The organism is Pontibacter qinzhouensis, from assembly GCF_008017455.1.
GTDB lineage: Bacteria > Bacteroidota > Bacteroidia > Cytophagales > Hymenobacteraceae > Pontibacter > Pontibacter qinzhouensis.
In genome coordinates, this window is record NZ_VRTY01000016.1 from 47,300 (window position 1) to 70,506 (window position 23,207).

General features: G+C 46.7%; 17 protein-coding genes and 1 riboswitch. Of the genes, 6 read left to right on the forward strand and 11 right to left on the reverse strand.

Translation table 11 applies throughout. The features are described 5' to 3' along the window. Window positions 1-231 precede the first annotated feature (231 nt). Window positions 232-3,636 (forward strand): ThuA domain-containing protein, encoded by a 3,405-nt coding sequence (locus tag FVR03_RS06180; RefSeq protein ID WP_147920865.1) that lies wholly within the window; start codon window positions 232-234, stop codon window positions 3,634-3,636. A 92-nt stretch (window positions 3,637-3,728) separates the two neighbouring features. Here the strand turns inward: FVR03_RS06180 and FVR03_RS06185 are convergent, their stop codons facing one another. From FVR03_RS06185 to FVR03_RS06205, 5 genes are all read right to left on the reverse strand, one after another. Beyond that, entirely contained in the window at window positions 3,729-4,406 is a 678-nt protein-coding gene (locus tag FVR03_RS06185; protein WP_147920866.1) for a TetR/AcrR family transcriptional regulator, read from the reverse strand. Beyond that, window positions 4,381-5,052: a carbonic anhydrase family protein gene (locus tag FVR03_RS06190; protein WP_147920867.1), complete on the reverse strand. Its 672-nt coding sequence runs from the start codon at window positions 5,050-5,052 to the stop codon at window positions 4,381-4,383. Before FVR03_RS06190 ends, FVR03_RS06185 begins: the two co-directional genes overlap by 26 nt. 185 nt (window positions 5,053-5,237) lie before the next feature. Continuing rightward, window positions 5,238-6,803, reverse strand: coding sequence for a SulP family inorganic anion transporter (locus tag FVR03_RS06195; protein WP_147920868.1), 1,566 nt, complete (start codon window positions 6,801-6,803; stop codon window positions 5,238-5,240). A 307-nt stretch (window positions 6,804-7,110) separates the two neighbouring features. Then, entirely contained in the window at window positions 7,111-8,085 is a 975-nt protein-coding gene (trpS, locus tag FVR03_RS06200; RefSeq protein WP_147920869.1) for a tryptophan--tRNA ligase, read from the reverse strand. 168 nt (window positions 8,086-8,253) lie between these two features. Then, the gene (locus FVR03_RS06205; protein ID WP_147920870.1) at window positions 8,254-9,033 is read right to left on the reverse strand and encodes a queuosine precursor transporter; all 780 of its coding nucleotides are present in this window, start codon (window positions 9,031-9,033) and stop codon (window positions 8,254-8,256) included. Between the two features lie 579 nt (window positions 9,034-9,612). Here FVR03_RS06205 and FVR03_RS06210 point away from each other — a divergent pair. Then, a complete protein-coding gene (locus tag FVR03_RS06210; RefSeq protein ID WP_147920871.1) occupies window positions 9,613-10,464 on the forward strand; it encodes a hypothetical protein in 852 nt (283 codons plus the stop codon). Window positions 10,465-10,506: 42 nt separating this feature from the next. Further along, window positions 10,507-11,112 (forward strand): hypothetical protein, encoded by a 606-nt coding sequence (locus FVR03_RS06215; RefSeq protein WP_147920872.1) that lies wholly within the window; start codon window positions 10,507-10,509, stop codon window positions 11,110-11,112. Window positions 11,113-11,564: 452 nt separating this feature from the next. Here FVR03_RS06215 and FVR03_RS06220 read toward each other — a convergent pair whose 3' ends face one another. The 3 genes from FVR03_RS06220 to FVR03_RS06230 all read right to left on the reverse strand — a co-directional run bounded on the left by FVR03_RS06220 (window position 11,565) and on the right by FVR03_RS06230 (window position 13,898). Next, on the reverse strand, window positions 11,565-12,506 hold the full coding sequence (locus FVR03_RS06220) for a ribonuclease Z (RefSeq protein ID WP_147920873.1): 942 nt from the start codon (window positions 12,504-12,506) through the stop codon (window positions 11,565-11,567). Window positions 12,507-12,520: 14 nt separating this feature from the next. Then, entirely contained in the window at window positions 12,521-12,898 is a 378-nt protein-coding gene (locus tag FVR03_RS06225) for an STAS domain-containing protein (RefSeq protein WP_147920874.1), read from the reverse strand. A 61-nt stretch (window positions 12,899-12,959) separates the two neighbouring features. Further along, the gene (locus FVR03_RS06230; protein ID WP_147920887.1) at window positions 12,960-13,898 is read right to left on the reverse strand and encodes a phosphoribosylaminoimidazolesuccinocarboxamide synthase; all 939 of its coding nucleotides are present in this window, start codon (window positions 13,896-13,898) and stop codon (window positions 12,960-12,962) included. 555 nt (window positions 13,899-14,453) lie between these two features. Next, window positions 14,454-14,561: riboswitch (SAM riboswitch) on the forward strand. A gap of 268 nt (window positions 14,562-14,829) precedes the next feature. On the opposite strand from FVR03_RS06230, the gene FVR03_RS06235 reads away from it, so the two are divergent. The 3 genes from FVR03_RS06235 to FVR03_RS06245 all read left to right on the forward strand — a co-directional run bounded on the left by FVR03_RS06235 (window position 14,830) and on the right by FVR03_RS06245 (window position 18,170). After that, window positions 14,830-16,158: an O-acetylhomoserine aminocarboxypropyltransferase/cysteine synthase family protein gene (locus tag FVR03_RS06235; protein WP_147920875.1), complete on the forward strand. Its 1,329-nt coding sequence runs from the start codon at window positions 14,830-14,832 to the stop codon at window positions 16,156-16,158. A gap of 10 nt (window positions 16,159-16,168) precedes the next feature. Then, complete coding sequence (locus FVR03_RS06240; RefSeq protein WP_147920876.1) at window positions 16,169-17,227, forward strand: homoserine O-acetyltransferase family protein; 1,059 nt, start codon at window positions 16,169-16,171, stop codon at window positions 17,225-17,227. Window positions 17,228-17,741: 514 nt separating this feature from the next. Then, window positions 17,742-18,170, forward strand: a complete 429-nt coding sequence (locus FVR03_RS06245) for a hypothetical protein (protein ID WP_147920877.1) — start codon at window positions 17,742-17,744, stop codon at window positions 18,168-18,170. 177 nt (window positions 18,171-18,347) lie between these two features. Here the strand turns inward: FVR03_RS06245 and lysA are convergent, their stop codons facing one another. From lysA to FVR03_RS06260, 3 genes are all read right to left on the reverse strand, one after another. Next, complete coding sequence (gene lysA, locus FVR03_RS06250; RefSeq protein ID WP_147920878.1) at window positions 18,348-19,496, reverse strand: diaminopimelate decarboxylase; 1,149 nt, start codon at window positions 19,494-19,496, stop codon at window positions 18,348-18,350. Then, window positions 19,489-20,820: an aspartate kinase gene (locus FVR03_RS06255; RefSeq protein ID WP_147920879.1), complete on the reverse strand. Its 1,332-nt coding sequence runs from the start codon at window positions 20,818-20,820 to the stop codon at window positions 19,489-19,491. Before FVR03_RS06255 ends, lysA begins: the two co-directional genes overlap by 8 nt. A gap of 540 nt (window positions 20,821-21,360) precedes the next feature. Further along, window positions 21,361-23,073: a T9SS type A sorting domain-containing protein gene (locus FVR03_RS06260; RefSeq protein ID WP_147920880.1), complete on the reverse strand. Its 1,713-nt coding sequence runs from the start codon at window positions 23,071-23,073 to the stop codon at window positions 21,361-21,363. Window positions 23,074-23,207: the final 134 nt, after the last annotated feature.

The following is a 23,207-nucleotide window of genomic DNA, read 5'->3' on the forward strand; positions in this document are numbered from 1 at the left end:
AACTTGGCTCTCCGTTTAAACATCTTCGTGTGTCCCAGTGTGTATAACGGATTATACCCTGGGCAAAAAAAAGCCGGTTTACTTTCGGAAGGGCCTTTTCATTCGAATAATTGAAAAACCGCCACCAAGTCCAGAACAAAATTTTTAGTAATTAACTATTTTCAGATTATGCTTTTTATTTCATTAAAAAACGAACGTAAGTTCATATAACCTGCTATTGAACCTAACTCCATGAGATCACCTTTATTATCAGCCTTTTTCCACTGGCTTCTGCTCTTCAGTTGTGTTGTACTATTTGGCTCCTGCGACAGCCAACGCCCCGGCTCCCCCCGCATCCTGGTTTTCAGTAAGACAAGTGGTTTTCATCATGCCTCTATTGGGGCAGGAAACAAGGCCCTGCTTCAGTTGGGGCAGCAAAACGGTTTCGAGGTAGACACCACCACCAATGCCGCTTACTTCCACGAAGATTCATTAGGAAAATACGCGGCCGTGGTTTTTCTTAGCACCACTGGCGATGTGCTGGACCAATACCAGGAAGCCGATTTTGAACGCTATATACAGGCTGGCGGTGGCTTTGTAGGCATACACGCCGCCGCTGATACCGAATATGACTGGCCCTGGTACGGTGCCATGGTGGGCGGGTACTTCGATAGCCATCCAAAGGTACAGGAGGCCTCCATCGTGGTAAAAGACAAAAGCCACCTGTCTACGAAGCACCTGCCGGACCCTTGGCAACGAGCCGATGAGTGGTACAACTACAAAAATCTGAACGAGCAGGTAAAGGTACTGCTCTCCCTGGACGAAAAATCATATGAAGGTGGCAAAAACGGCGACAACCATCCTATTGCCTGGTACCACGACTACGATGGCGGCCGCGCCTTTTATACCGGCTTAGGACATACCGACGAAAGTTACCAGGATGCCGATTTCCTGCAGCACCTGTTAGGCGGAATTCAGTACGCGATGGGAGATAACTCGAAGCTACATTATAAAAACGCCAAAACAGAACGTGTGCCTGCCGAAGAGCGCTTTGTGAAAACAGTGCTGACCCAGGGCGGTTTTACAGAACCCACCGAAATGGCCATTCTGCCTGACCTGAGTGTGCTGGTGGTGCAGCGCAGAGGCGAAGTAATGCTCTACGACCAGTCAAACCAGCAGGTAAGCCAGGTGGGCGCCTTGCAGGTATACCATAAAGCCTCGGTACCAGGCGTAAATGCCGAAGAAGGACTGATGGGCCTGGCAGCTGACCCGAACTTTGCCAAAAACAACTTCATTTACCTCTACTACAGCCCCGCTGACTCTGCCGTAAATCGCTTGTCGCGGTTTGTGTTCAGAAACAAGCAGTTGGATATGGCCTCTGAAAAGGTAGTGCTGGAGGTAAAGTCACAACGTAATATCTGCTGCCACACCGGGGGCTCTATTGCCTTTGGCCCCGATAACATGCTGTATCTCTCTACCGGAGATAACTCCACACCCTTCAATGAAAAAGGGCAGCGCTACGTAAACCACGGCTTTGCTCCCCTCGACGACCGGCCGGGCCATGAGCAATACGATGCCCGCCGCTCGGCCGGCAACACCAACGACCTTCGCGGCAAAATTCTGCGCATCAAAATAAAAGAAGACGGCACCTACTCCATTCCTGCAGGGAATCTCTTCCCCGAAAAAACCGCCAATACCCGTCCTGAAATTTACGTGATGGGCAACCGGAACCCGTACCGTATTTCGGTGGATCAGAAAAACGGATTTTTGTACTGGGGTGAGGTTGGGCCAGATGCCAATAACGATAGCCTGGAAGTGCGAGGGCCGCGTGGTTACGATGAGTTTAACCAGGCAAGGCAGGCCGGCTTTTTTGGCTGGCCTTTTTTTGTGGGCAAAAATTATTCCTATCGCCGCTACGATTATGACGCTGGCAAAACCGGCCAAACCTTTGATCCGGCCAAACCAGTAAACGAATCGAGAAACAACACGGGCTTACGAGAGCTGCCTGCTGCACAACCTGCTTTTATCTGGTACCCTTACACTGCCTCAAAAGAGTTTCCGCAACTCGGCACCGGTGGCCGTACGGCTATGGCCGGCCCGGCTTACTACCCCGATCTCTATCCGAAAGAAACAGCTTACCCAGCCTACTACAATGGCAAAGTGTTTATATATGAGTGGGTCCGGAACTGGATAAAGGTGCTGACACTGAAGGAAAACGGCGACCTGCAGAAGATGGAGACATTCATGTCTGACACACCTTTCAGTGCTATAATGGATATGGAATTGGGGCCCGATGGCAGGATTTACGTACTGGAATATGGCAAAGGATGGTTTACAGCCAACCCGGATGCTGGCCTGGCACGCCTGGATTATATTGCCGGGAACCTGCCTCCCCGCATCAGTAACTTTATAGTGAACAGAACAAGCGGCAAAACACCACTTACCATAAAGGCCTCAGTAGCAGCCTCCGATCCTGAAAAAGAACCCCTGCGCTACCTCTGGACAATAGGAGATATAACGAAGGAAACTAAAGAGCCTTTCCTGGAGCATACTATTGACAAGGCTGGCAGCCATGTGGTGCGGGTAGAAGTGCTGGACAAGCAGCAGGCATCGCGGCAAAGCGAGGAAGTAAAAGTGTATGCTGGCAATACACAACCAGAGGTCGCCATAAAATTAGCTGGTAACCAAAGCTTTTATTTTGCTGGCAAACCAGTGCAGTACGAGGTGCAGGTAAAAGACGAAGACGATCAGGTGAAAACGGAGAACCTTTTCGTTTCTCAGGACCTGATCAGGGGGAAGGACCTGGCTGGTGCAAACCTGGGGCACCAGGTACTTTCAGAAACCGTAGTTGGCCGTAACCTGATGAACGCATCTGACTGCAAAGGTTGTCACAAGCTGGATGAAAAATCCATCGGGCCATCTTTCAGAGAGATAGCTGTAAAATATCAGAAAGAGCGTGAGGCCCAGGCTTACCTGACAGATAAAATCTTAAAAGGCGGAAGTGGTGTGTGGGGCGCTAACCCCATGCCGGCTCATGCTGCCATGAACCCGGAAGAAGCCCGGCAGATAGTGCAGTGGGTACGGTCGCTGGCAAACGAAGACAGCAAGAAACCATCGTTGCCAGCAAAGGGTACTATTACGCCTCCCGCCACAACACCCCAAGGGCAGCCTTCTGTACTTAAACTGACAGCAACTTACACAGACAATGGTGCACCTGGCGCTCCACAACCACTTACCGGGGCCTACACAGTTTTTCTCCGCAACAGCAGTGTGGATGTAGGCGAGCTGAAGCAGGTAAATTCGTTTACCAGTAAAGATTCTTTGGGAAGCAAATATCTGGTTTTGCCGGCAGGAGAAGGCTGGCTGAAAACATCAGAGGTCGACCTTACGAACATCAGCAAAATAGAAGTGGCAGGTTTTGGAACTGGTGTAGCTGCGACTTATACGGTTGAGGTGCGACTAGGGCAGGTAAATGGTAAAAAGGTAGGGGAGGGAGCGTTACGTTTTGGTGCAAACAAACAGAAAACTACGGCTGCTTTATCGCTGCAAAATGCCTCTGGAAATCAGTTACAGGAAGTTTATCTTGTTTTTAAACCCACGTCAACAGCCGGAGCTGGTAAAAAACCCATGCTGAAAACGATAACTTTTGTGCCTTAGTTTACCAGTTGTACAAGTATTTAAACACAGAAGAGGCTGCCTATAAAAGACAGCCTCTTCTGTGTTTAAGGTTAGATGAACCAATTGCCGATCTAACTTATAGTCTTAAATACCAGATCCGTCAGAAACTCAACCAACTGTTCGTCTTTGCTATCGGATATGTTAGTGAGCGAGGGCAGGTGCAGCGAAAAAAACTTCTGGTAATGCGCCGTTTCAGCCACTGTAGAAACCAGCGAAGCCGGGAACTTAAAGCCCGGGTTTATCTCCAGAATTATATCAGACACGCGCTTACAGAACCGCTTGTAGCTGAAAAAGAAGCCTTCACGGTTATTGTCATCAACCTCTTTTGTCAGGTAAACTTTTGCAGACTCAGCCACCACTATTCGTTGCAGCGCCACCTCGTCTACGTGCTGAAAATCCATGTCGCGCTCTACTTTACCTGATAGAATTCCGATGGCAATTTTAAGCCTTTCGGTAGCCGATGCCATATTTTGAGTAGCAAACACAAGCCTGTATTCCAGCCAGCTCCAGTACCATGCCACCAGGTACGAGAGCAGCATGTGCTTACTCTCGAAATACCTGTAAATAGTGGCTTCGGTGGTACCCATTCGGGTAGCCAGCTTTTTAAAAGTAAAGGCCTCGAGGCCAAGCTCATCGAGTAGCAAAATGCTCTGCTCTACTATGTGCCGCCCCTTATCCGAAGATGCAGGATCTTTAAGATAAACCTTTTTGTCGACCTTTATACTAATGTTGCTTGCCAGATTCTTCATTCAGCAATTCACTTGTATGCAGTGAATCTTCGTAAAATTCAACCACGCCAGTTTCTACGTCGTACATGCCACCTGCAATGCCAACTTCTCCACTTTGGATCATTTGGTTAAGTATACTGCTCTTTCTTTGGATTTCCTTCATCATGTGGTGTACATTTCGCTCGGCCACCTGCTCTACGAATTCCGAATTGGCAGCTGTGCGGTCGCCCTGGTACTCCATTCCTTGCATAGACGATTTAATTTTGCCGATAAGGCCAGTCAGGTTACCGAGTTCTACATCATCGCAGGCTCCTTTTATGGCACCGCAATTGGAATGGCCCAGCACCACAATCAATTTTGCTCCGGCCACTTTACAGGCAAACTCCATGCTGCCTAAAATATCCTCGTTTACAATATTTCCCGCAATCCTGACACTGAAGATGTCGCCCAGGCCCTGGTCAAAAATGAGCTCTGCTGAGGTTCTGGAATCGATGCAGCTCAGGATAATGGCGAGCGGGTGCTGCCCCTGCGATGTTTCATTTACTTGCTGCAGCAGGTTCCGGTTCAGTTTGAGGTTGCTTACAAACCGCTTGTTACCTTCTATTAATAGGTCTAGCGCTGATTGTGGTGTAAGCTGGTCCTGAAGTTCTTTTGTTAGTGTTCTCATGTTTTATGTTTTACCTAGTTAATCTTTTATATACTGCTGCTTGTCCTGCTTTTGTTTAAGTAACCTACGAGTACAATGGCTTTTATACCCTTCAGGCTACCTGATCGCCTTGTAATTATTTAAATGAAAATGCCCTTCCAAAGCTATTTTGGTAGTTTTGCTATCAAGGGTACTGTTACTTCAGATTATAAAAGCGCTTTCTCATCTGTAGGTGCAGTGGTCCGGTCTATCTCCTTTATAGTCAGGTTTATATTTTTAGTGACGGCCGTTTCTTTAAAATCCTCAATAAGTTCTCTTACATCAGGGTCTATGTAAGCCGATTTAGATAAGTCGATTTCGAGGTCTACATTTTCAGGTACTTTCCGTAGCGTTTGCAGAATATTGCCCTTGTTCAGGAAAGAAATCTGTTCGGCCAGCAGCATGCGGTATTTGTCGCGGGTAATGCTTTTCTCGTCTTTGTACAGGTAGTGCGACACTTTGTAATTGTTCCGGAGAATGTTTACAATAGCTACTGCCATACCGATGCCTATACCGGTTAAAAGATCGGTTAAAACGATGGCGATTACCGTTACCACAAATGGCAGAAACTGGTTCCAGCCGCTGCGGTACATGCCTAAAAACAGTGCCGGTTTAGCCAACTTGTACCCCACAACAATCAGAATTGCGGCCAGGCTCGAGAGCGGGATCATGTTCAGGACCTGGGGCACGAGCAAAACGCAGCACAAGATCAGCAGCCCGTGTATGAGGGCAGAGAGCTTGGTTCGGCCACCTGACTGTATATTGGCCGAGCTCCTGACGATAACCTGTGTAAGCGGCAAACCACCGATCATGCCCGAAACCATGTTCCCGACTCCCTGCGCCACCAGCTCTTTGTTGGCAGGGCTTATTCTTTTGTAAGGATCGAGCTTATCGGTTGCTTCGAGGCAGAGCAGCGTTTCGAGGCTGGCTACAATGGCAATGGTGCCGGCCAGAAAAAGCACATCGTAGGTGAACACGCGGCTAAAATCGGGTAAGGTAAATTGCTGCACAAACCCGTTTAGGCTACTGGCAACCGGCAACTCTACTAACTGGCTGGCAGCAAGCGCAAACTGCGGAAAACCATTGGCAAACACCACGTTCAACACAATGCCAAGCACCACCACTACCAGCGGGCCCTGTATAACCTGAAAAACCTTATGCTTTTTCGTCAGTACCTGATCCCAGAAAATCAGGATTGCCAGCGAGAGGCCACTGATCAGGATAGCCCCCGGCGTAATATAGTTAAATGCATTAAAAAGCTCAGAGAAGGTGGTGCCGCCACTTGGCTGCACAAAATGAACATCGCCTTCGTAGTTGCTGTCGTAGCCAAAGGCATGCGGAATCTGTTTCAGAATGATAATGACACCAATACCCGAGAGCATTCCTTTTATAACAGAGGTAGGGAAATAATAGCCGATGCTCCCCGCTTTCAGAAACCCGAGCGCCAGTTGTATGGCACCCGCCAACACTACCGCCGACAAAAAGACCTCATAACTCCCGAGCCCTTGTATAGCCTGCAACACAATAACAGCCAAACCTGCAGCAGGTCCGCTTACACCCAACTGCGACCCACTAATAAGTGTAACCACAATGCCACCAACTATTCCGGCAATTATACCAGAGAAAAGAGGGGCACCCGAGGCCATGGCAATGCCCAGGCAGAGTGGTACCGCCACCAGAAACACCACAATTCCTGCCGGCAAGTCGTTTTTTATTTCTTTCAGGTTTATCATGATGGGGATGGGTAAGTTAACCTTAAAAGACGATAGCTTTACTATAGGTATACAATGTAAAACTTTTTTATAGAATGTTTTACTTTTAGCACAAATTATTTTTACCTCTGGAAGCGTGTTTAAGTTGCACCATTTCAGCAGTATCAGCTATGGCCTTTAGAGGAGTGGCCCAAGTCAGGGTTTTCCGTTTCGCCCATGCCAAACGTTTAGTAAAGCAAAAAAGGCCGGAGCAGCTCGTTAACAGCTACTCCGGCCTTTTTAATTGCTCTACAAGGCCTACTTAGGATTTGTATGGGTTTACCAGTACTTAAAAGCCTATTTTTTTCCGCACACGTTGCAGCACAGGGCCGGCAATTGCTTTTGCTTTTTCAGCGCCTTCGTTCAATTTTTTATCGATTTCGGGCAGGTTGTTCATGTAATAGTTGAACAGCTCGCGCTCTTTGGCATATTTGTTTACTATTTGCTCATACAAGGCTTGTTTGGCATGCCCGTAGCCGTAGCCTCCGTTCAGGTAGTTCTGGCGCATGGTTTCTGTTTCAGCAGGTGTTGCCAGCAGTTTGTATAGCTTAAATACGGTATCAGTGTCAGGGTCTTTGGGCTCTTCAAGTGGTGTGCTGTCGGTAATAATGCTCATCACGGTTTTCCGGAGAGGCTTGTCGGCTTCAAAAATATCGATAATGTTGCCGTACGACTTGCTCATTTTCTCTCCGTTCAGGCCAGGTACTGTTTTCACTGCTTCGTCTACCTTGGCTTCGGGCAATACAAACGTTTCGCCATAGGTGTGGTTAAAGGAGCTGGCAATGTCGCGGGTAATTTCGAGGTGCTGAATCTGATCTTTCCCTACGGGCACAATATTGGCATCGTAGAGCAGAATGTCGGCAGCCATGAGCACAGGGTATGTAAAAAGTCCGGCATTCACGTCTGCCAGGCCCCGGCGATTCGATTTGTCTTTAAACGAGTGCGCATTGGCCAGCATCGGGAAAGGTGCAAAGCAGTTCAGGTACCAGGCCAGCTCTGTCACCATCGGTACATCAGACTGTCGGTAAAAAATATGCCGGTCGGTATCGAACCCGAAGGCAAGCCAGGAGGCTGCCACTGAGTACGTGTTGTGGCGCAAAACGTCCGCATCGCGGATGGCGGTAAGGGTGTGCAGGTCGGCTATAAAAAAAAGCGATTCTTCCTGCGAGGTGCTGGAAAGCTCGATGGCGGGAATGATAGCGCCCAGCAAGTTGCCCAAATGTGGTCTGCCTGTGCTCTGGATGCCTGTAAGGAAACGTGCCATAAGGTAAGGTTCAGTTGTTTAAGCTGCAAAATAAGCTAAAATTCGGATATTAATCTGCTCTTAAGGCCTAAGTTCCCAACTGCTTTTGGCTAAAGAAGCTAAAGAACAGCAGGTTAAATACATGCTGTGGCAGCAAATTTAAAAGCTGCCGCTGCTTGTCTCTTTTTATTAATGCACCGCCTCTTTTGCCAGATCTTTCGCGGCCCGGTGGCCCAGGTAGCCATCTATAATATAATGTGCCACATACAGCAGTGGTGTTAGTGCAATGGCTACAAAAAATTTGTAAATGTAGTTGAGCCCTGCCACCGACAGCACCTGTGTAAGCGACCAGTTCCCGAAAAAGTAAAACGCAATAAAAAGCACCACCAAACTATCTATTAACTGCGACACTAACGTAGAGCCTGTTGCCCGTAGCCATATTTTTTTGCTGCCTGTGTAGCGGCGCAGCCAGTGAAACACGGTGGCATCAAGAAACTGCGAAATAATAAATGCAACGACCGATCCTATAATAATGCCCAGCCCCTGGCGGTAAATACTGTTAAAGGCAAAATCGATGTTGAAAGGGTTTCCATCTGCATCTGTGTTGTTCACCTCCAGCCAGAACTGAGCCGGCGGCAGCCCCGTTACCACAGTAATAACCAGAAATGCATACAGAATCAGAAGTACGGTTAGTATACTGACCTTCTTAACGCCTTCTTTCCCAAAATATTCATTTATGATATCGGTGGTAATAAAGACAACCGGCCAGATGATAACGCCTGCCGTCAGGTTAAAATCCAGCTTGGAGCCCAGAATAGAAAGCTGCGCCCCCGGCAATCCGAAGAGCGCTTCACCTGAAAATATTTTTACGCCAATAAGTTCTGCCAGCAAGGCATTGGCTATAAAAATGCCACTCAGCACCAGGAAGAGTTGTGTGCGCTTTTTTTCAGAAGTAGAAACTACGCTCATCGAATTAAAAACTTATGCATGAACAAAAACAGGAGTAGGTTATAAAAGTCGTGGTTTTAGCAACCAAAGGTAAAAAGATATTAACAAAAACACATGTAGCCCGAAGCACCCGATCAGGAATGGCTAAGATGATGGGAGAAGCAACAATTGAATAAAGGCAGAAGCTATGGCTGAGGGAGCGTATGCAAGGCGTTACACCGTGAGCAGCACCTGCATACCCTTGGCTGTTCTTTGTTCAAAATCCTTCGGAAGGCCAATTTCATTCGAATAATTAGAGTGCAAGTAGGCATAACTTCCATGCTGGTCAAACACAACCGACACATCACACTCAAAAGATAAGAAAATTTAACAGTCATGCAACCAATCAGGAATAAATAGGCTCCATCTAATACTGTGCTATGGGTTCTGTAGTTAATCGTGTTTTAAAATGCTGTTTAATAAGCAACTATGGGTTTTAACAGGGCAAAATGAGATGGTGATGAATAATTACCATGCTATAACCTAAAAACCACATAATTGTTTGTAATTTTGTTTAAAATATTTTAAATTGAATTATACGAATAAAAACTAACTATGAAAATGCGTAAAATTTTAATGGTAGCGCTGGGGCTTTGCCTGGGGCATCAGGGAGTAATGGCTCAGGCCGGACTGCTAAACAAAGTAAAACAAAAAACAACCAACAAGGCAGACGCTAAAGTAGACGAAGCTCTGGACAACTTGTTTGGAGGCAAGAAAAAAGCCAACGACGGAACCACTGCCGGCAACAATACTAGCGGTAACAGCAATTCATCATCTGCAGGAAACAGTGGCGGTGTAGTATATGGCAGCAAAGGCGGCAGTAAAGCCACGAATAAAGGAGGAGCAGGCCTGGCTGCAACCACCCCAGATGTAAACCTAAACCTCTCTGAAGCCGAGACATCCTTTAAAGCCGGTAGTTATGGCGAGGCACGGTATGCTGTGCAGCAAGCCATGCTGGGCGTTGAACTGGAGATCGGGCAGAAGATACTAGCCTCCCTGCCTGAAGCCATTTCGGGGCTGAAAAAAGATGAGGAGGTAGAGCAGGTAACCAGCATGGGCTGGGGCTGGGCCGGACTAACCATTCTGCGCCAATACACCGATAGCCAGGAGAAAGAATTGCGGGTAACTGTTGCCAACAATGCAGCCTATGTAAACATGGTAAATCAGTACATGACCACAGGCGGCTACGCACAAACCACAGGAGGCCAGCAAGACTGGAAACAGACAAAAGTAAAAGGGCACCGGGCGGTAATAGAATACAGCGATGGCGAAGGCTACAAACTGACTGTTCCGCTAGGCCAGTCGTCTATGTTGCTCTACGAAGGCGTAAACTTTAAAAACGAGCAGGAGGTTATGGCAGCTGCCAATGCAGTAGACATAGATGGCATCAAGAAAATGTTAGGCGAAAAATAACACCGGCACCTACACAGCATCAACACAAAAGACATTTAAATTATGAAAAAGATACTTACTGGCACTTTTGTTTTCTGTCTGCTTACACTAACCTCGTTTGCGCAGCAGTTTAACAGCAACCTCACCGATGCCCGAAAAAATTACTCCTCTGGCAACCTCGTAGACTCCCGCGCGGCTATGGAGCAAATGCTACGCGACCTGGATGTGGAAATCGGCAAAGAGATACTTAAAATGCTGCCTGCCAAAATGGAAGCCCTGGACGCCAATACAAAAAATGACCAGGTAACCAGTGCCGGCGGAGGCCTGATCGGGGGCCTTTATATACAGCGCACCTACGGCTCCGACACCAAAGGCGCTAACCTCGACATCATTAATAATTCGCCACTCATAAACTCTTTGCAGGCGCTGCTATCGGTGCCGTTTATTGCCGGAGCAGGTAACCCAGACCAAAAGGTAGTACGGGTAAGCGGCTACAAAGCCTTGCTCCATAAAGTAGACGACACAGAAGCTGGCAAAGTAAGTTACGAGCTGCAGATTCCGCTGCAGAACACGCTTGTTACCTTCAAAGTGAGCGATACAAAAGAAGACAATATCCTGAAACTGGCCAGCACCATTCCGTTAGAGAAGATTTCGCAAATGGCAAAGTAAGTTTTAGACGTGATAATATAAAAAAGGAGAGGTGTTAGCGCCTCTCCTTTTTTGTTACTCATTTTACACGAAAACTTACCCTTGACCTGAAAATAGCTGTTTTACTGTTGGAAGGGTATTTTCATTAGAATAATTGCCGTTCGTGTGCCAGATAGGAACTTCGACTTAATTTATCAGCACCTTAAACAGCGCTACTGTTTTTTTAAAGGAAACAAGCCACCTGATTTCTGACCTTATTGTGAGAAATGCGGGTAAATAAAACGTCAGATTCCTGTTAATTTTAATGCTGCCAGTAGTAGCTGAAGATTTGAAGCTGTGTGGTTAACCCTTGGCCGTTTTCTAATGAAAAACCTTCTGGAGGCCATTTTCATTGGCATAATTTAAGTTCCTCTTACAACACTAACCTTTACAACAAAATTTAATATTGATCTCTAATTTTGTAATACGACTGGCTACTGTTCTTCAGCTGGTGCGTCTTCTTCGCGCACACAAAAAATACTACCCTCAATGGCTAAATCCGTTTTAGGGAAAGTCTCCTGCGCTTCCTGCAGCAGCGGGCTAAGATCTTTGTAGCGAACCGAAAAGTGCCCGATAAGCAGGTGCCGCACTTGTGCCTGCAAAGCAAGCTCAGCTGCTTGTCTGGCAGTGCTATGGAAGGTGTAATGCGCACGTTCGCGAAGATCGTCGGTAAAGGTGGCTTCGTGGTAGAGCAGGTCTACGTGTTGCAGCCAGGGCACAATGGCAGTGTTTAAGCGAGTATCGGAGCAATAGGCGTAACTCCGTTGTGGTTTTGGCTCCAGGGTTACCTCCTTGTTAGCTACCAGCAGGTTACCGTGCATATCAAAAATGTCTTTACCGGCTTTAAGGCCGACCAGTTGCTGAGGCGTTAAAAAGTCCGGTAGCTTCTCCTTTACCAGTGGTCTTGGCTTTGGCTTTTCGCGAAACAGGAACCCACAGCAGGGTACACGGTGCAGCATCGGGAGTGTGTGCACGGTTATGTCCTTATCTTCAAAAATAAGAGTATGGGCAGTAGTATCTAACTCCGTAAAAATAAGGTCGAAACAAAGGTTGGTGCCGGAGTAGCGAAACTGTAAGCTAAGAATTTCGGAGAGGCCGGCAGGGCCGAAAAGGTGGAGAGGTGTTTGCCGGCCGTGCAGGTGCATAGTCGATAGTAAGCTGGCAAGGCCGAAGTAGTGGTCGCCGTGGAGGTGGCTGATGTAGATATTACAAATGCGCTGATGCTTTATTTTGTAAAGCATCAGCTGCATTTGTGTGCCTTCGCCGCAATCTATGAGGTGGTATTGGTTACCAATGGTTAATAACTGGGCGGTATGATGTCTGTTTGCCGATGGAGTAGCCGAGGAACTACCTAAAATTCTGAGCTCAAAATCCACGCAGGCCTTACAGCTTAGTCTTCTTTTTTAGTCAGGTCCTGCTCAATTTCGTGTAGGAAAACACGGTCTATGGCTTCTTCTACAGTTGGCAGAATGTTCAGTACCGACTCCAGCTTAGAAATAGTGATCAGTTTCATCACATGGTCTTGCAGGCCAGTTAAAATCAGCAGTCCGTTAGTGGAGTTGCATAACCTGTTTGCGATCAGGATAGAGCTAAGGCCGGAGGAATCTGTGTACTTTACATTAGACATATCCAGAATCAGGTTCGTGATCCCCTCTGCGTTCAACTTCACAAACTCAGACTTCAGGTCTGGTGCTATAGAAGTATCAAGCTTCTTCTCATCTATTGTAATGGTAGTGTAGTTTTCTTTTTTATCAATCGTGTACTTCATGTGTCTAGCAGTAAAGATTTAAATGCGAATGTACCAAAATCTACTCTAAAAATTTAGTAAGTTAGGGTAAAATGTTTTCTTTTACACTATTTTCGATGCAATTTAAGGCATTTTGCTGGGTTCTTTTTTCGAACTCGTAGCCTGTTACAACCTCAAACAGCTCTATATAGCGCTCTGTAATATTGTTTACTACCTCATCGGTCATTTCCGGCACCGTTTGTCCGTCTTTGCCCTGAAATCCGTTCTCTATAAGCCACTGGCGCACAAACTCCTTCGAGAGTTGCTTCTGCGGTTCGCCTTTTTCCTGGCGTTCTGCATAGCCATCGCTGTAAAAGTAACGCGAGGAGTCGGGGGTATGAATTTCGTCGATCAGGTAAATCTGTCCGTTGCTTTTGCCAAACTCATATTTGGTATCTACCAGAATAAGCCCCTGCTTAGCAGCCATTTCGGTGCCACGCGCAAATAAATTACGCGTATAAAGTTCTAAATTAAGATAATCTTCTTCAGATACAAGCCCCGACTTCAAAATATCTTCACGGGATATGTCTTCGTCGTGACCCTGGTCGGCTTTGGTAGTGGGCGTTATAATTGGTTCCGGCAGCTTGTCGTTCTCACGCAGGCCTTCCGGCAATGTCACCCCACACACCTGTCTTTTCCCGGACCTGTACTCACGCCAGGCATGGCCCGCCAGGTATCCTCGTATAACCATCTCGACCTTAAAAGGTTCGCAGTGGTGCCCAATAGTTACGTTTGGGTCTGGTGTAGAAATTACCCAGTTAGGTACAATATCGGCGGTTGCCTTTAAAAAGTGGCTGGCAATCTGGTTAAGTACCTGGCCCTTGTATGGGATTGCGCGTGGCAGCACCACATCAAAAGCAGAAATCCGGTCGGTGGCTATAATAGCCAGCTTGTCGTTAAAATAGTAAACATCGCGGACTTTGCCTCTATAAAACCCAGTTTGTCCTGAAAAGGAGAAGTTAGTTTCTTTTATAGCCTCCATTAATTTTTCGGAATTGTAGAAAGGCAAAGTTATGTATATTTTAAAGGTCTGAAAATTATTGTGAATAATATATAAACCGATACTGAGGTATGTTTCGTATGTTGCAACACGATTTATATGGTTCATTATACTGGTAGGTGCCTAATTAGTTTTATATTTTTATATATATAAGTTGCACTAAACTACCAATCTGCAACCTTTGCCCGGTAATGAATTGTGCTGAAGTAGTTACTACCACATGTTAGTTAATAATTGCCTCTCCGCGTTTTAGATTTGAAGTTTTTTCTTTTAATTTTAACAGAATAGGTTTTCTCGTGTTATGTATTTTGAGGCAGCAGTTCTTTCTTGCCTTTCTTGTACAGGAATGGCAGGCGGAGGTTCTTTCCATAACAGAAGGTTTTGCTGCTGCGGATTTTTGTCTGCCGCGACGCCTTAAAGAGCAGCAGGTGAACCAGAACTGAAAAGCGGATTTTGAAAAAGGAACTATTTTTTTTGGATTTACGGGCAGCAGGTCTTATTATTGCAACATCAAGTCAATTATCCCTAAAGGATTTTGATTTATAAAGAAGAGTGGAGAGACAGGCTCAGTGAAACTCTAGCAACCTAACTGCCAAGGTAAAGGTGCTAATTCCTGATTCCGAAAAGTTCGGAAGAATATAAATTGATAACGCAATGAAAAAGGGAATCAAGAGAACATCGTATTGTACTGTATATGTGCCTTCAGAAAATCTGAGTAGGCATCGTCATTTCTTATCTCAAAGGCCAATGCCTGTGCGAATAGGATCCTGTTGCTGTTGTTAACACCGACGCTGCATTCGTGTTAATCCCAGGAGTAGCTGCTGCAGACACTCCTGCTGCCTCATAAATATACTTACACATTCCTCCTGAAAAACTTTTACATTCATTTAAATCCTTCTATATAATCAAAGATATGGCTGATACCTTACATTTCGAAACTCTGCAACTGCATGCTGGCCAGGAAATAGACCCTACCACACTCTCCAGAGCAGTGCCCATTTACCAGACCACTTCCTATGTTTTTAAAAATGCCGAGCACGGAGCCAACCTGTTTGCCCTGAAAGAGTTCGGTAATATTTATACCCGCATCATGAATCCTACCACCGATGTGTTCGAAAAACGCATCGCGGCCCTGGAAGGGGGCGTGGCGGCCGTGGCCGTGGCTTCCGGGCAGGCAGCGCAGTTTCTGGCGCTGAATAACATCCTGGAGGCTGGCGATAATTTTATTACGACTAAGTTCCTGTATGGTGGTACTTACAACCAGTTTAAAGTTTCGTTTAAGCGCCTGGGCATACAGGCCCGTTTTGCTGAAAACGACGAGGTAGAAAGCTACGAAAAACACATCGACGAAAAAACCAAGGCCATTTACCTCGAAACTATAGGCAACCCACGTTTCAACATTCCGGATTTTGAAGCCATTGCCGCGCTTGCCCGCAAACACGACCTGCCACTTATTGTAGACAATACCTTTGGAGCCGGTGGTTACCTGTTCCGGCCGCTGGAGCATGGCGCCAACGTGGTGGTAGAGTCTGCTACCAAATGGATCGGCGGACACGGCACCAGCATTGGAGGCATTATTGTTGATGGCGGAAACTATAACTGGGGCAACGGCAAATTCAGGGCTTTCTCTGAACCTGCTGAAGGCTACCATGGCCTGAACTTTTGGGAAGTGTTCGGTTCTGACGGGCCTTTCGGGAACATTGCCTTTGCCATTCGCGCCCGTGTGGAAGGCCTACGCGATTTCGGTCCGGCCTTGAGCCCGTTCAATTCTTTCCTGCTCCTCCAGGGGCTCGAAACCCTCTCGCTGCGTGTTGATAGAACAGTGCAGAACGCGCTGGAACTGGCACAGTGGCTGGAGCAGCATGAGCAGGTGGAGAGCGTAAATTACCCTGGCCTCGAAAGCAGTCCATATCATAACCTGGCTAAAAAATACCTGAAAAGAGGTTTCGGCGGTGTGTTCTCCTTCCGCTTAAAAGGTTCTAAAGAGCAGGCTACCACGTTTGCAGATAGCCTGCAACTTGTAAGTAACCTGGCAAACGTAGGCGATGCCAAAACATTAATTATACATCCGGCCTCTACCACACACCAACAATTATCTGATGAAGACCAGTTGGGTGCAGGTGTAGAGCCAACTATGCTGCGTGTGTCGGCCGGTATCGAGCACATTCAGGATATTAAAGCAGATTTTGAGCAGGCCTTCGCCAAAGTGCTGGCAACAGCAGGTGAGCCTGTAACTAACTAGACAACTAAGAATGCCACAGCATCATCTATACCAATACCAACAAGATTTCAGGCTGGAGTCGGGCGCAATTTTGCCCGGCTTCCAGCTTACTTATACCACTTTTGGGCAGCTGAACCCGCAACACGACAATGTGGTGTGGGTATGCCACGCGCTTACCGGCAATTCTGATTTTACCGACTGGTGGTGCGGGCTTATTGGCGAAGGTAAATTATATGATCCTGCTGACTGGTTTATTATTTGTGCCAACACACTTGGTGGTTGCTATGGCTCCACTGGGCCGCTTTCTGTTAACCCGGCCACCGGAAAACCTTTTTACCATGATTTCCCGGAAGTAACAAACCGCGACATTGTAGCTGCCTTCGATCTGCTGCGGCAGGAGCTGGGTTTAGAAGAGATTCATACTGTTTTAGGTGGCTCGTTGGGTGGGCAGCATGCACTGGAGTGGTGTATACAGCGGCCAACAGTCTTTAAGCGCCTTATTCATGTGGCATCCAATGCGCGCCATTCGCCCTGGGGAATCGCTTTTAACGAAAGCCAGCGTATGGCCATTCGCCTGGACCCGAGCTGGGCCACAGATACCGAAACAGCAGGGCTCGAAGGCATGAAAACTGCACGTGCCATTGCTATGCTTTCTTATAGGCATTATGCCTCCTACGACAGAACGCAACAGGAACCAGGCAACAGTATTACCGATAATTTCAGGGCATCTTCTTACCAGGTGTACCAGGGCGAAAAGCTGGCTAAACGTTTTAATGCTTATACCTACTGGATACTTTCCAAAGCCATGGATTCGCATAACGTGGCCCGCGACAGAGGCAGCATCGAAAAAGCTTTAAGCCAGATAAAAGCGAAGGCGCTTTTTATTGGAGTAGATACCGATGTGCTGTTCCCGGTTGCCGAGCAGCAGTTTTTGCACGAGCATGTGCCCGGTTCTTCTTTTGGGCTCATCCATTCCGATTTTGGGCACGATGGTTTTTTAGTTGAAACCGACCAGATTACTAATACGATCAGAAATTTCTATGAAGCCGAGCCAGTAGTAGCCTTACTCTGCGACGATAAAGAACGATAAGGTATAAGAGGAATCTATAAAGGTAAAAAGGAAGGCCAGAGGTGGCAGTAGACAATATTCCAGCCCATGGCGCCTCAGCTGTATGCTGCTGAAGGAGCTGCCAGCGATGTACCTGGTAGCAGCAGGAAAGACAGGGTTCAACTAACTCTATCTGCAGTATGCCTGATTTAGGCCTGCTGCTTTAACCGTAAATTCTAAAATCAGCCATAGTTTCTGTAGCTGTTTCGTTACCTGGTAAGAGCTGCAGAAAATTAACGTAAATGCTGTATTTATTCTATTTAATTATATAGGGAATCTCTATATAGTAATGTTTTTTGAGTGCAATTGGTTATTTTTCATAGTTAAGTACAATAATCTAACTGTGAAGCAATTATGTAAAGTCCTAGCTTTTAGTGCGATAATAAAAAAAGTACGATTATCCAAAATATTCCTATTGTTTTACATAATATTTCATAGCTGTTTCTTTAACGACACCGTACAAGTAAGTATCTGAACACGATTAACTTGTACGCTCATGAGAATACTCTTATCACTTATAGCTTTTGTAGCAATCATTTTAGTTTTTCCGGCTTGTAAAGACACAACCGTTTCACCCCTGAAACATGTTCGCTTCGACCCTGAACTTTTAAACCGTTTAAAGATTGCAGACTCTTCGGCACTGGCTATAGCAAACCCCACTGGCATGGTGTTAAATACAAAGCAGGTACAGGTTGTTTTCCGCGATAATCTATCGCTCGATAAGCAGCAGCAGTTCCTGAGCACCTATGGTTTTGTGCAGCAAATCGGGCAGGCAACGCCAGCTGATGCCGCTATTGCCTATAACGTAGAACTGGTTGATGGTCTAAACCAGGATCAGTTGCGTAAGGCCATTTACCTATTGTCACAAGACGCTGCTATTGCGAAAGCTGAACCTACATTTTTGGCTGTAAGAGCAACGTTCTAACTAACAGCTTTGCTTCTGATAAAACCTCTACTATAATTATTCTAATGAAATAGCCCTCCGGAGAGAATTTGGCTCCAAAAAGGTCAAGGGTTGATTAGAGAAGTAACAAAAAATAAAAAGCCCTGGCTCTTTTACGGAGTCAGGGCTTTTCTTGCTGGTTAAGGTGTGCTTACTTAGTTATTGGTGAAGATAGATTGCCTTGGCTCTGTCGCGCAGGTTATACTCGGAGGTCATTACCTGGCCATAAGCACCTGCGGTTCTGATGGCAATTAAGTCGCCACGGTTTGTTTCAGGTAGCACCACTGCTTTTCCAAAGCAATCAGAAGACTCGCAGATCGGGCCTACCACATCGTACTTATCTTCTGCCAACTGGCTACTCAGGTTCTCTATTTTATGGTACGACTGGTAGAGGGCAGGGCGGATGAGCTCCGTCATGCCGGCATCCAGAATAGCGAAGTTCGTAGTTTTGCCGTGCTTAATATATAGCACCCGCGAGAGCAAGGTGCCGCACTGCGCCACGAGCGACCTGCCCAGTTCAAAGTGCACCTGCTGCCCTGGCCGCACCTGCAGAAATTGGTGGAACAAAGCAAAATAAGCCTCGAAATCCGGAATTGGCTGCCCATCGGGGTGGTAGTAGTCTACGCCTAACCCACCGCCAACATTTACATGCTCCAGCTCCAGGTTATGCTGCTGAAACCACTCCTGAAACTCATTTACCCGCGTGCACAGGTTCTTAAACGACGAAAGATCTGTGATCTGGGAGCCGATATGAAAGTGCAGGCCGGTTAGCTTCAGGTTGCTGAGTTCCTGCAGTTGGCTTAGCACATCGGGTAGTTCCCAGGCGTTAATGCCGAACTTGTTCTCTTCTAGCCCGGTAGTTATATACTTGTGTGTGTTGGCGTTTACGTTCGGGTTAATACGAAGCGCAATACGGGCTGTTTTTCCTTTAGCAGCTGCCAGCTCGTTCAGAATAGCCAACTCATGCGACGACTCGCAGTTGAAGCAGAAAATGTCGTTATCAAGGGCAAAGTTAATTTCAGCATCAGACTTGCCAACGCCTGCAAACACTACATGTTCGGGGCTGAAACCGTTTTCGATAGCACATTTCACTTCGTTACCACTCACACAGTCGGCACCAAAACTATGGGCTTTTACCTCGGCCAGAATGGGGGCATTGGCATTGGCTTTAAGCGCGTAATGCACCTGGTACCCATACCTCGCTGCTTCATCCTGCGCTTTGCGGAGCGTCTGGCGTAGCAGGTCAAGGTCGTACACATACAGAGGGGTATCATGCTGCTGCAATTCCTGCAGATGATCTTTAAGCATTTGCGGTACTCCTTTCAAAAATATTTTCGTTGAGCAGTGTCAGCGCCTGCACTTTATCGGTGGTGTTAATTAACAGGCTGATGTTGTTACGGCTTCCGCCATACGAGATCATGCGCAACGGTATGTCCTGCAGCGCCTGGAATATTTTCAGGCTGGTGCCACTACGTTGCGAAATAAAGTCACCTACCACACACACAATGGTTTGCTGCTGGTCTACGTCTACCTGGCCAAACTCCATGAGCTCAGCCACAATTTCGTTCAGGTACTTCGGGTTGTCAATGGTAAGCGACACAGCTACCTCCGAGGTTGTAATCATGTCGATGGGCGTTTTATAGCGCTCGAACACTTCAAACACACTACGCAGGAAGCCGTAAGCCAGCAGCATACGGCCAGACTTAATCTTGATGGCAATAATATCGTCTTTTGCTGCTACGGCCTTAATGCTGCCACCCTCTGTTCTGGCAGATATAGTAGTGCCTTTGGCTTCGGGTTGCATGGTGTTGAGCAGTTTTACCGGAATGTTTTTCTGCTTGGCCGGCAACACGCTGGACGGGTGAAGGATTTTAGCACCAAAGTAAGCCAGTTCAGCAGCTTCATCAAACGACAGTTCTGCAATAGGGTAGGTGTTCTTTACTACACGCGGGTCGTTGTTGTGCATACCGTCAATATCGGTCCAGATCTGTATTTCTGAGGCCTCTATGGCAGCGCCAATCAGGGAGGCGGAATAGTCGGAGCCACCACGTTTCAGGTTATCAATTTCGCCGAAAGCATTGCGGCAGATGTAGCCTTGCGTAATAAACAGCTGGATGCCCGGAAACTTCTCGAGTTCGGTTTTAATGTTTTTGGCAATGTAGTCGGCGTCCGGCTCCTCGTTTTCGTCGATCTTCATGAAGTTGAGGGCAGAGAGCAGTACCGATTCCACCCCTTGCTCTTCCAGGAAAAACTGGAACAAGGCAGTAGAAAGCAGTTCACCCTGGGCCAGAATAGCGCGCTCTTCGTGCACAGTAAAAAGATCCTGGGTAAAGGCTTTAATGTATTCGAAATGTGTGGCAATCAGTTCCAGCGCCTGTTTCTTCTTGCTGTCGGTGGCGTAGAGCGAGTCTACCACCTGTTTATATTTTTCGTAAAGCGCCTCAATCAGCGCAATCGCGTCTTCGTTGTTGTTCTGGTGCAGCTGTTCAGCTATTTGCACCAGGTTGTTTGTAGTGCCCGACATAGCCGACAGTACTACAATTTTAGGCTCACCATCGTTTATCAGGCCCATTACAGCCTTCATTCTTTCGGCAGAGCCAACGGAGGTGCCTCCAAATTTTAAAATTTTCATGTTACAGGTATGAAAATGAGTTTGTTAAAAATAGTCTGCAAAAGTAGAAAATTCTAAACATTTAGCGTAAGAAATAAGCATTTTAACAATCATAATTCAAAAAAAATAGTCAGCTGCACAGCTGACCATTTTTAAAGCTAATAAACCAGCCTTACGATCTTTGAAGTGGCCACGCCTGCCTTCCGGCGCTGCCCAGCTTAGGCAATAACAGAAAACATCTCCGCTCGCTAATTATTCTAATGAAAATGCCCTTCAGAAGGTTTTTGGTTTAAAACCACTTTGGGTTTAGGCTTTGCTTACGGATAGGTGCAGCAGGTACCCTAGCCTTGCCTGGCCTTAATTTGCTTCCGGAGGGCGTTTTGATTTAAATAATTTGTTTGAAAATGGGGCTTCCGGTATTCCGGTTACTTAGTTTTTCGATAGCCCTGCATTTTGTTTCAAAACAATCTGGTTATTTCCAGTCTAATATAATAAGTAGTTGTATTAGTCAGGCTGGTGCCTGAGCTTTGAGAGTAAACAGCTGTCGGCAATTTCCAGGTATCAGGACTTAATAACTCTGGCTTTGCTATCGATGCCATTGCCTTTCACTATCAGGATATAGGCGCCTGCAGGTAAGGCCTCGGTAGTAACCTGAATAGTGTTCTGCCCAGACTCCAACAGCAGTACCTGAGTTTGCATAACACGACCTTGCAGGTCGAGCAGCTGCAGGTGGGCTTGTCCGGTTGAAGCTGCCGGCAGCGTCAGGTTTAGGTTTTGGGTAAACGGGTTAGGGTATGCTTGCACTTGTGCACTTGCCAAAGAAGTTGCTGCAGTTACTGTTACTACTTTGCTGAAGTCGTGGGTGCCATCCGTGTCTACTTGCTTCAGGCGGTAGTAAAGCACACCAGCAGGGGCTTGCGTGTCGAGGTAAGCGTAGTCTATTTTGCGGCTGCTGTTACCGGCACCTTTTACTTTGCCAATGGCCTTAAAAGTCAGGCCATCCTGGCTTCTTTCTACCGAAAAGTACGCATTGTCTTTTTCAGAGGCTGTTGCCCAGGCTAGAGCTACGCCTTTCGTCTGCGCCTGCGCCTTAAAATCAATCAAGGACACGGGCAACGTCATGCTCATAATGGTGATGTTGTAAATGGCGGGCTCTATGCTGGTTGCGCCCAGGTTGTCGGTAGCAGTGTATCTGAAAACCGCTTCGCCTTCGTAAGCAGGAGAGGGCTCAAAGCTGAGTGCTGTCGCCTCCGCTTCTGAAATTTGCTGACCTTGCCTGGCCATCCTATCGTTTACGTACAGTTTGCCGTTAGATGGGTTAGGAACGGAGGTTAACGTAAAGTGCTTTAGGCTTCTGCCTTGTCTTACATTCGCTTTGAGAGGGCTAATGGCAGTAACGGTGCCTTCTGTGCTGGCCACTCCCATGGTTACAGATACATTTTGAACAGACGGCGCATCGTTTTGCTGTATCAGGCTGTAGTTGCTGCTGTTGTTGGTCAGGTTATGGTCTTTTTGCTGACCATTAATGCTAACCGTTGTCGTATGCGAGAAGCTTTCTTTCGTATTTAATTTGGCAATAATTTCAACTGTTTTGGTTTCTTTGCCTCTTAAACCCTGAAGATTCCATGTATTAGTGCTCAAATTATGTCTCCAGCTTTCACTTGCAGTTCGGACAAAGGTAAGTTCGGCAGGCAGCAAGTTATTAATGTAAACATGATCATAAACTGAAGATACACCGAGGTTAGTAACTGTATATCTCACTGTCACTTCCTGCCCCTGGCCAAAAGGCAGGTTTGTAATAATGCTATGCGAAATCGTTAGGTCGACATCGTAAATAATTGGAATAGTGTATGTTGCAGGAGCTGACTGAGCGCCCGCATTATCGATGGCAGCATAAGTAAAAGTAGCTGTAGTTTCATAACTTATCGGTGATCTGAAGCTGAGTTGTGCAGCCTGAACTGGTGTAATAACCTGGCCTGCTGTGGCAGCCACATTATTTACAAATAAGAATCCATGCCATTCTCCTGGAAGGGTTAAAATTTTGAAACTTACAATAGAGCCATCGACATCGGTGGCGCTAAGCGGAGCGATTGCCTTGGCTGCGGCATTGTTGTTCGGAACACCAGCCGTTGTAATGTTTTGCGCTACTGGCTGCTTGTTTGCCTGGGCTAGAACAGCTGTTTGAGAGCATATCAGAACAACCAGAATAGCTACTACAGATAATGTATTTTTAAAGTGGCTGGCAACAGAGTAAGCGAACATGATCTTTGGCATTAAAATTTTAAATAGGTATCTCAGAAAACATTTTTCGAGCGTGAATACCTGCTTTCAGGTAAATTCTGAACTCCCTATTAGAAAGATGATGCCAATAAAAAAACGTTGAAAAAAACGATTGTACTTTAAGTTTA

Excerpts from the sequence above, each read along its gene's own strand:
- FVR03_RS06180 (WP_147920865.1), top strand. The coding sequence starts at position 232 with ATGAGATCACCTTTATTATCAGCCTTTTTCCACTGGCTTCTGCTCTTC.
- FVR03_RS06185 (WP_147920866.1), bottom strand. The coding sequence starts at position 4,406 with ATGAAGAATCTGGCAAGCAACATTAGTATAAAGGTCGACAAAAAGGTT.
- FVR03_RS06190 (WP_147920867.1), bottom strand. The coding sequence starts at position 5,052 with ATGAGAACACTAACAAAAGAACTTCAGGACCAGCTTACACCACAATCA.
- FVR03_RS06195 (WP_147920868.1), bottom strand. The coding sequence starts at position 6,803 with ATGATAAACCTGAAAGAAATAAAAAACGACTTGCCGGCAGGAATTGTG.
- trpS (WP_147920869.1), bottom strand. The coding sequence starts at position 8,085 with ATGGCACGTTTCCTTACAGGCATCCAGAGCACAGGCAGACCACATTTG.
- FVR03_RS06205 (WP_147920870.1), bottom strand. The coding sequence starts at position 9,033 with ATGAGCGTAGTTTCTACTTCTGAAAAAAAGCGCACACAACTCTTCCTG.
- FVR03_RS06210 (WP_147920871.1), top strand. The coding sequence starts at position 9,613 with ATGCGTAAAATTTTAATGGTAGCGCTGGGGCTTTGCCTGGGGCATCAG.
- FVR03_RS06215 (WP_147920872.1), top strand. The coding sequence starts at position 10,507 with ATGAAAAAGATACTTACTGGCACTTTTGTTTTCTGTCTGCTTACACTA.
- FVR03_RS06225 (WP_147920874.1), bottom strand. The coding sequence starts at position 12,898 with ATGAAGTACACGATTGATAAAAAAGAAAACTACACTACCATTACAATA.
- FVR03_RS06230 (WP_147920887.1), bottom strand. The coding sequence starts at position 13,898 with ATGGAGGCTATAAAAGAAACTAACTTCTCCTTTTCAGGACAAACTGGG.
- FVR03_RS06235 (WP_147920875.1), top strand. The coding sequence starts at position 14,830 with ATGGCTGATACCTTACATTTCGAAACTCTGCAACTGCATGCTGGCCAG.
- FVR03_RS06240 (WP_147920876.1), top strand. The coding sequence starts at position 16,169 with ATGCCACAGCATCATCTATACCAATACCAACAAGATTTCAGGCTGGAG.
- FVR03_RS06245 (WP_147920877.1), top strand. The coding sequence starts at position 17,742 with ATGAGAATACTCTTATCACTTATAGCTTTTGTAGCAATCATTTTAGTT.
- lysA (WP_147920878.1), bottom strand. The coding sequence starts at position 19,496 with ATGCTTAAAGATCATCTGCAGGAATTGCAGCAGCATGATACCCCTCTG.
- FVR03_RS06255 (WP_147920879.1), bottom strand. The coding sequence starts at position 20,820 with ATGAAAATTTTAAAATTTGGAGGCACCTCCGTTGGCTCTGCCGAAAGA.
- FVR03_RS06260 (WP_147920880.1), bottom strand. The coding sequence starts at position 23,073 with ATGCCAAAGATCATGTTCGCTTACTCTGTTGCCAGCCACTTTAAAAAT.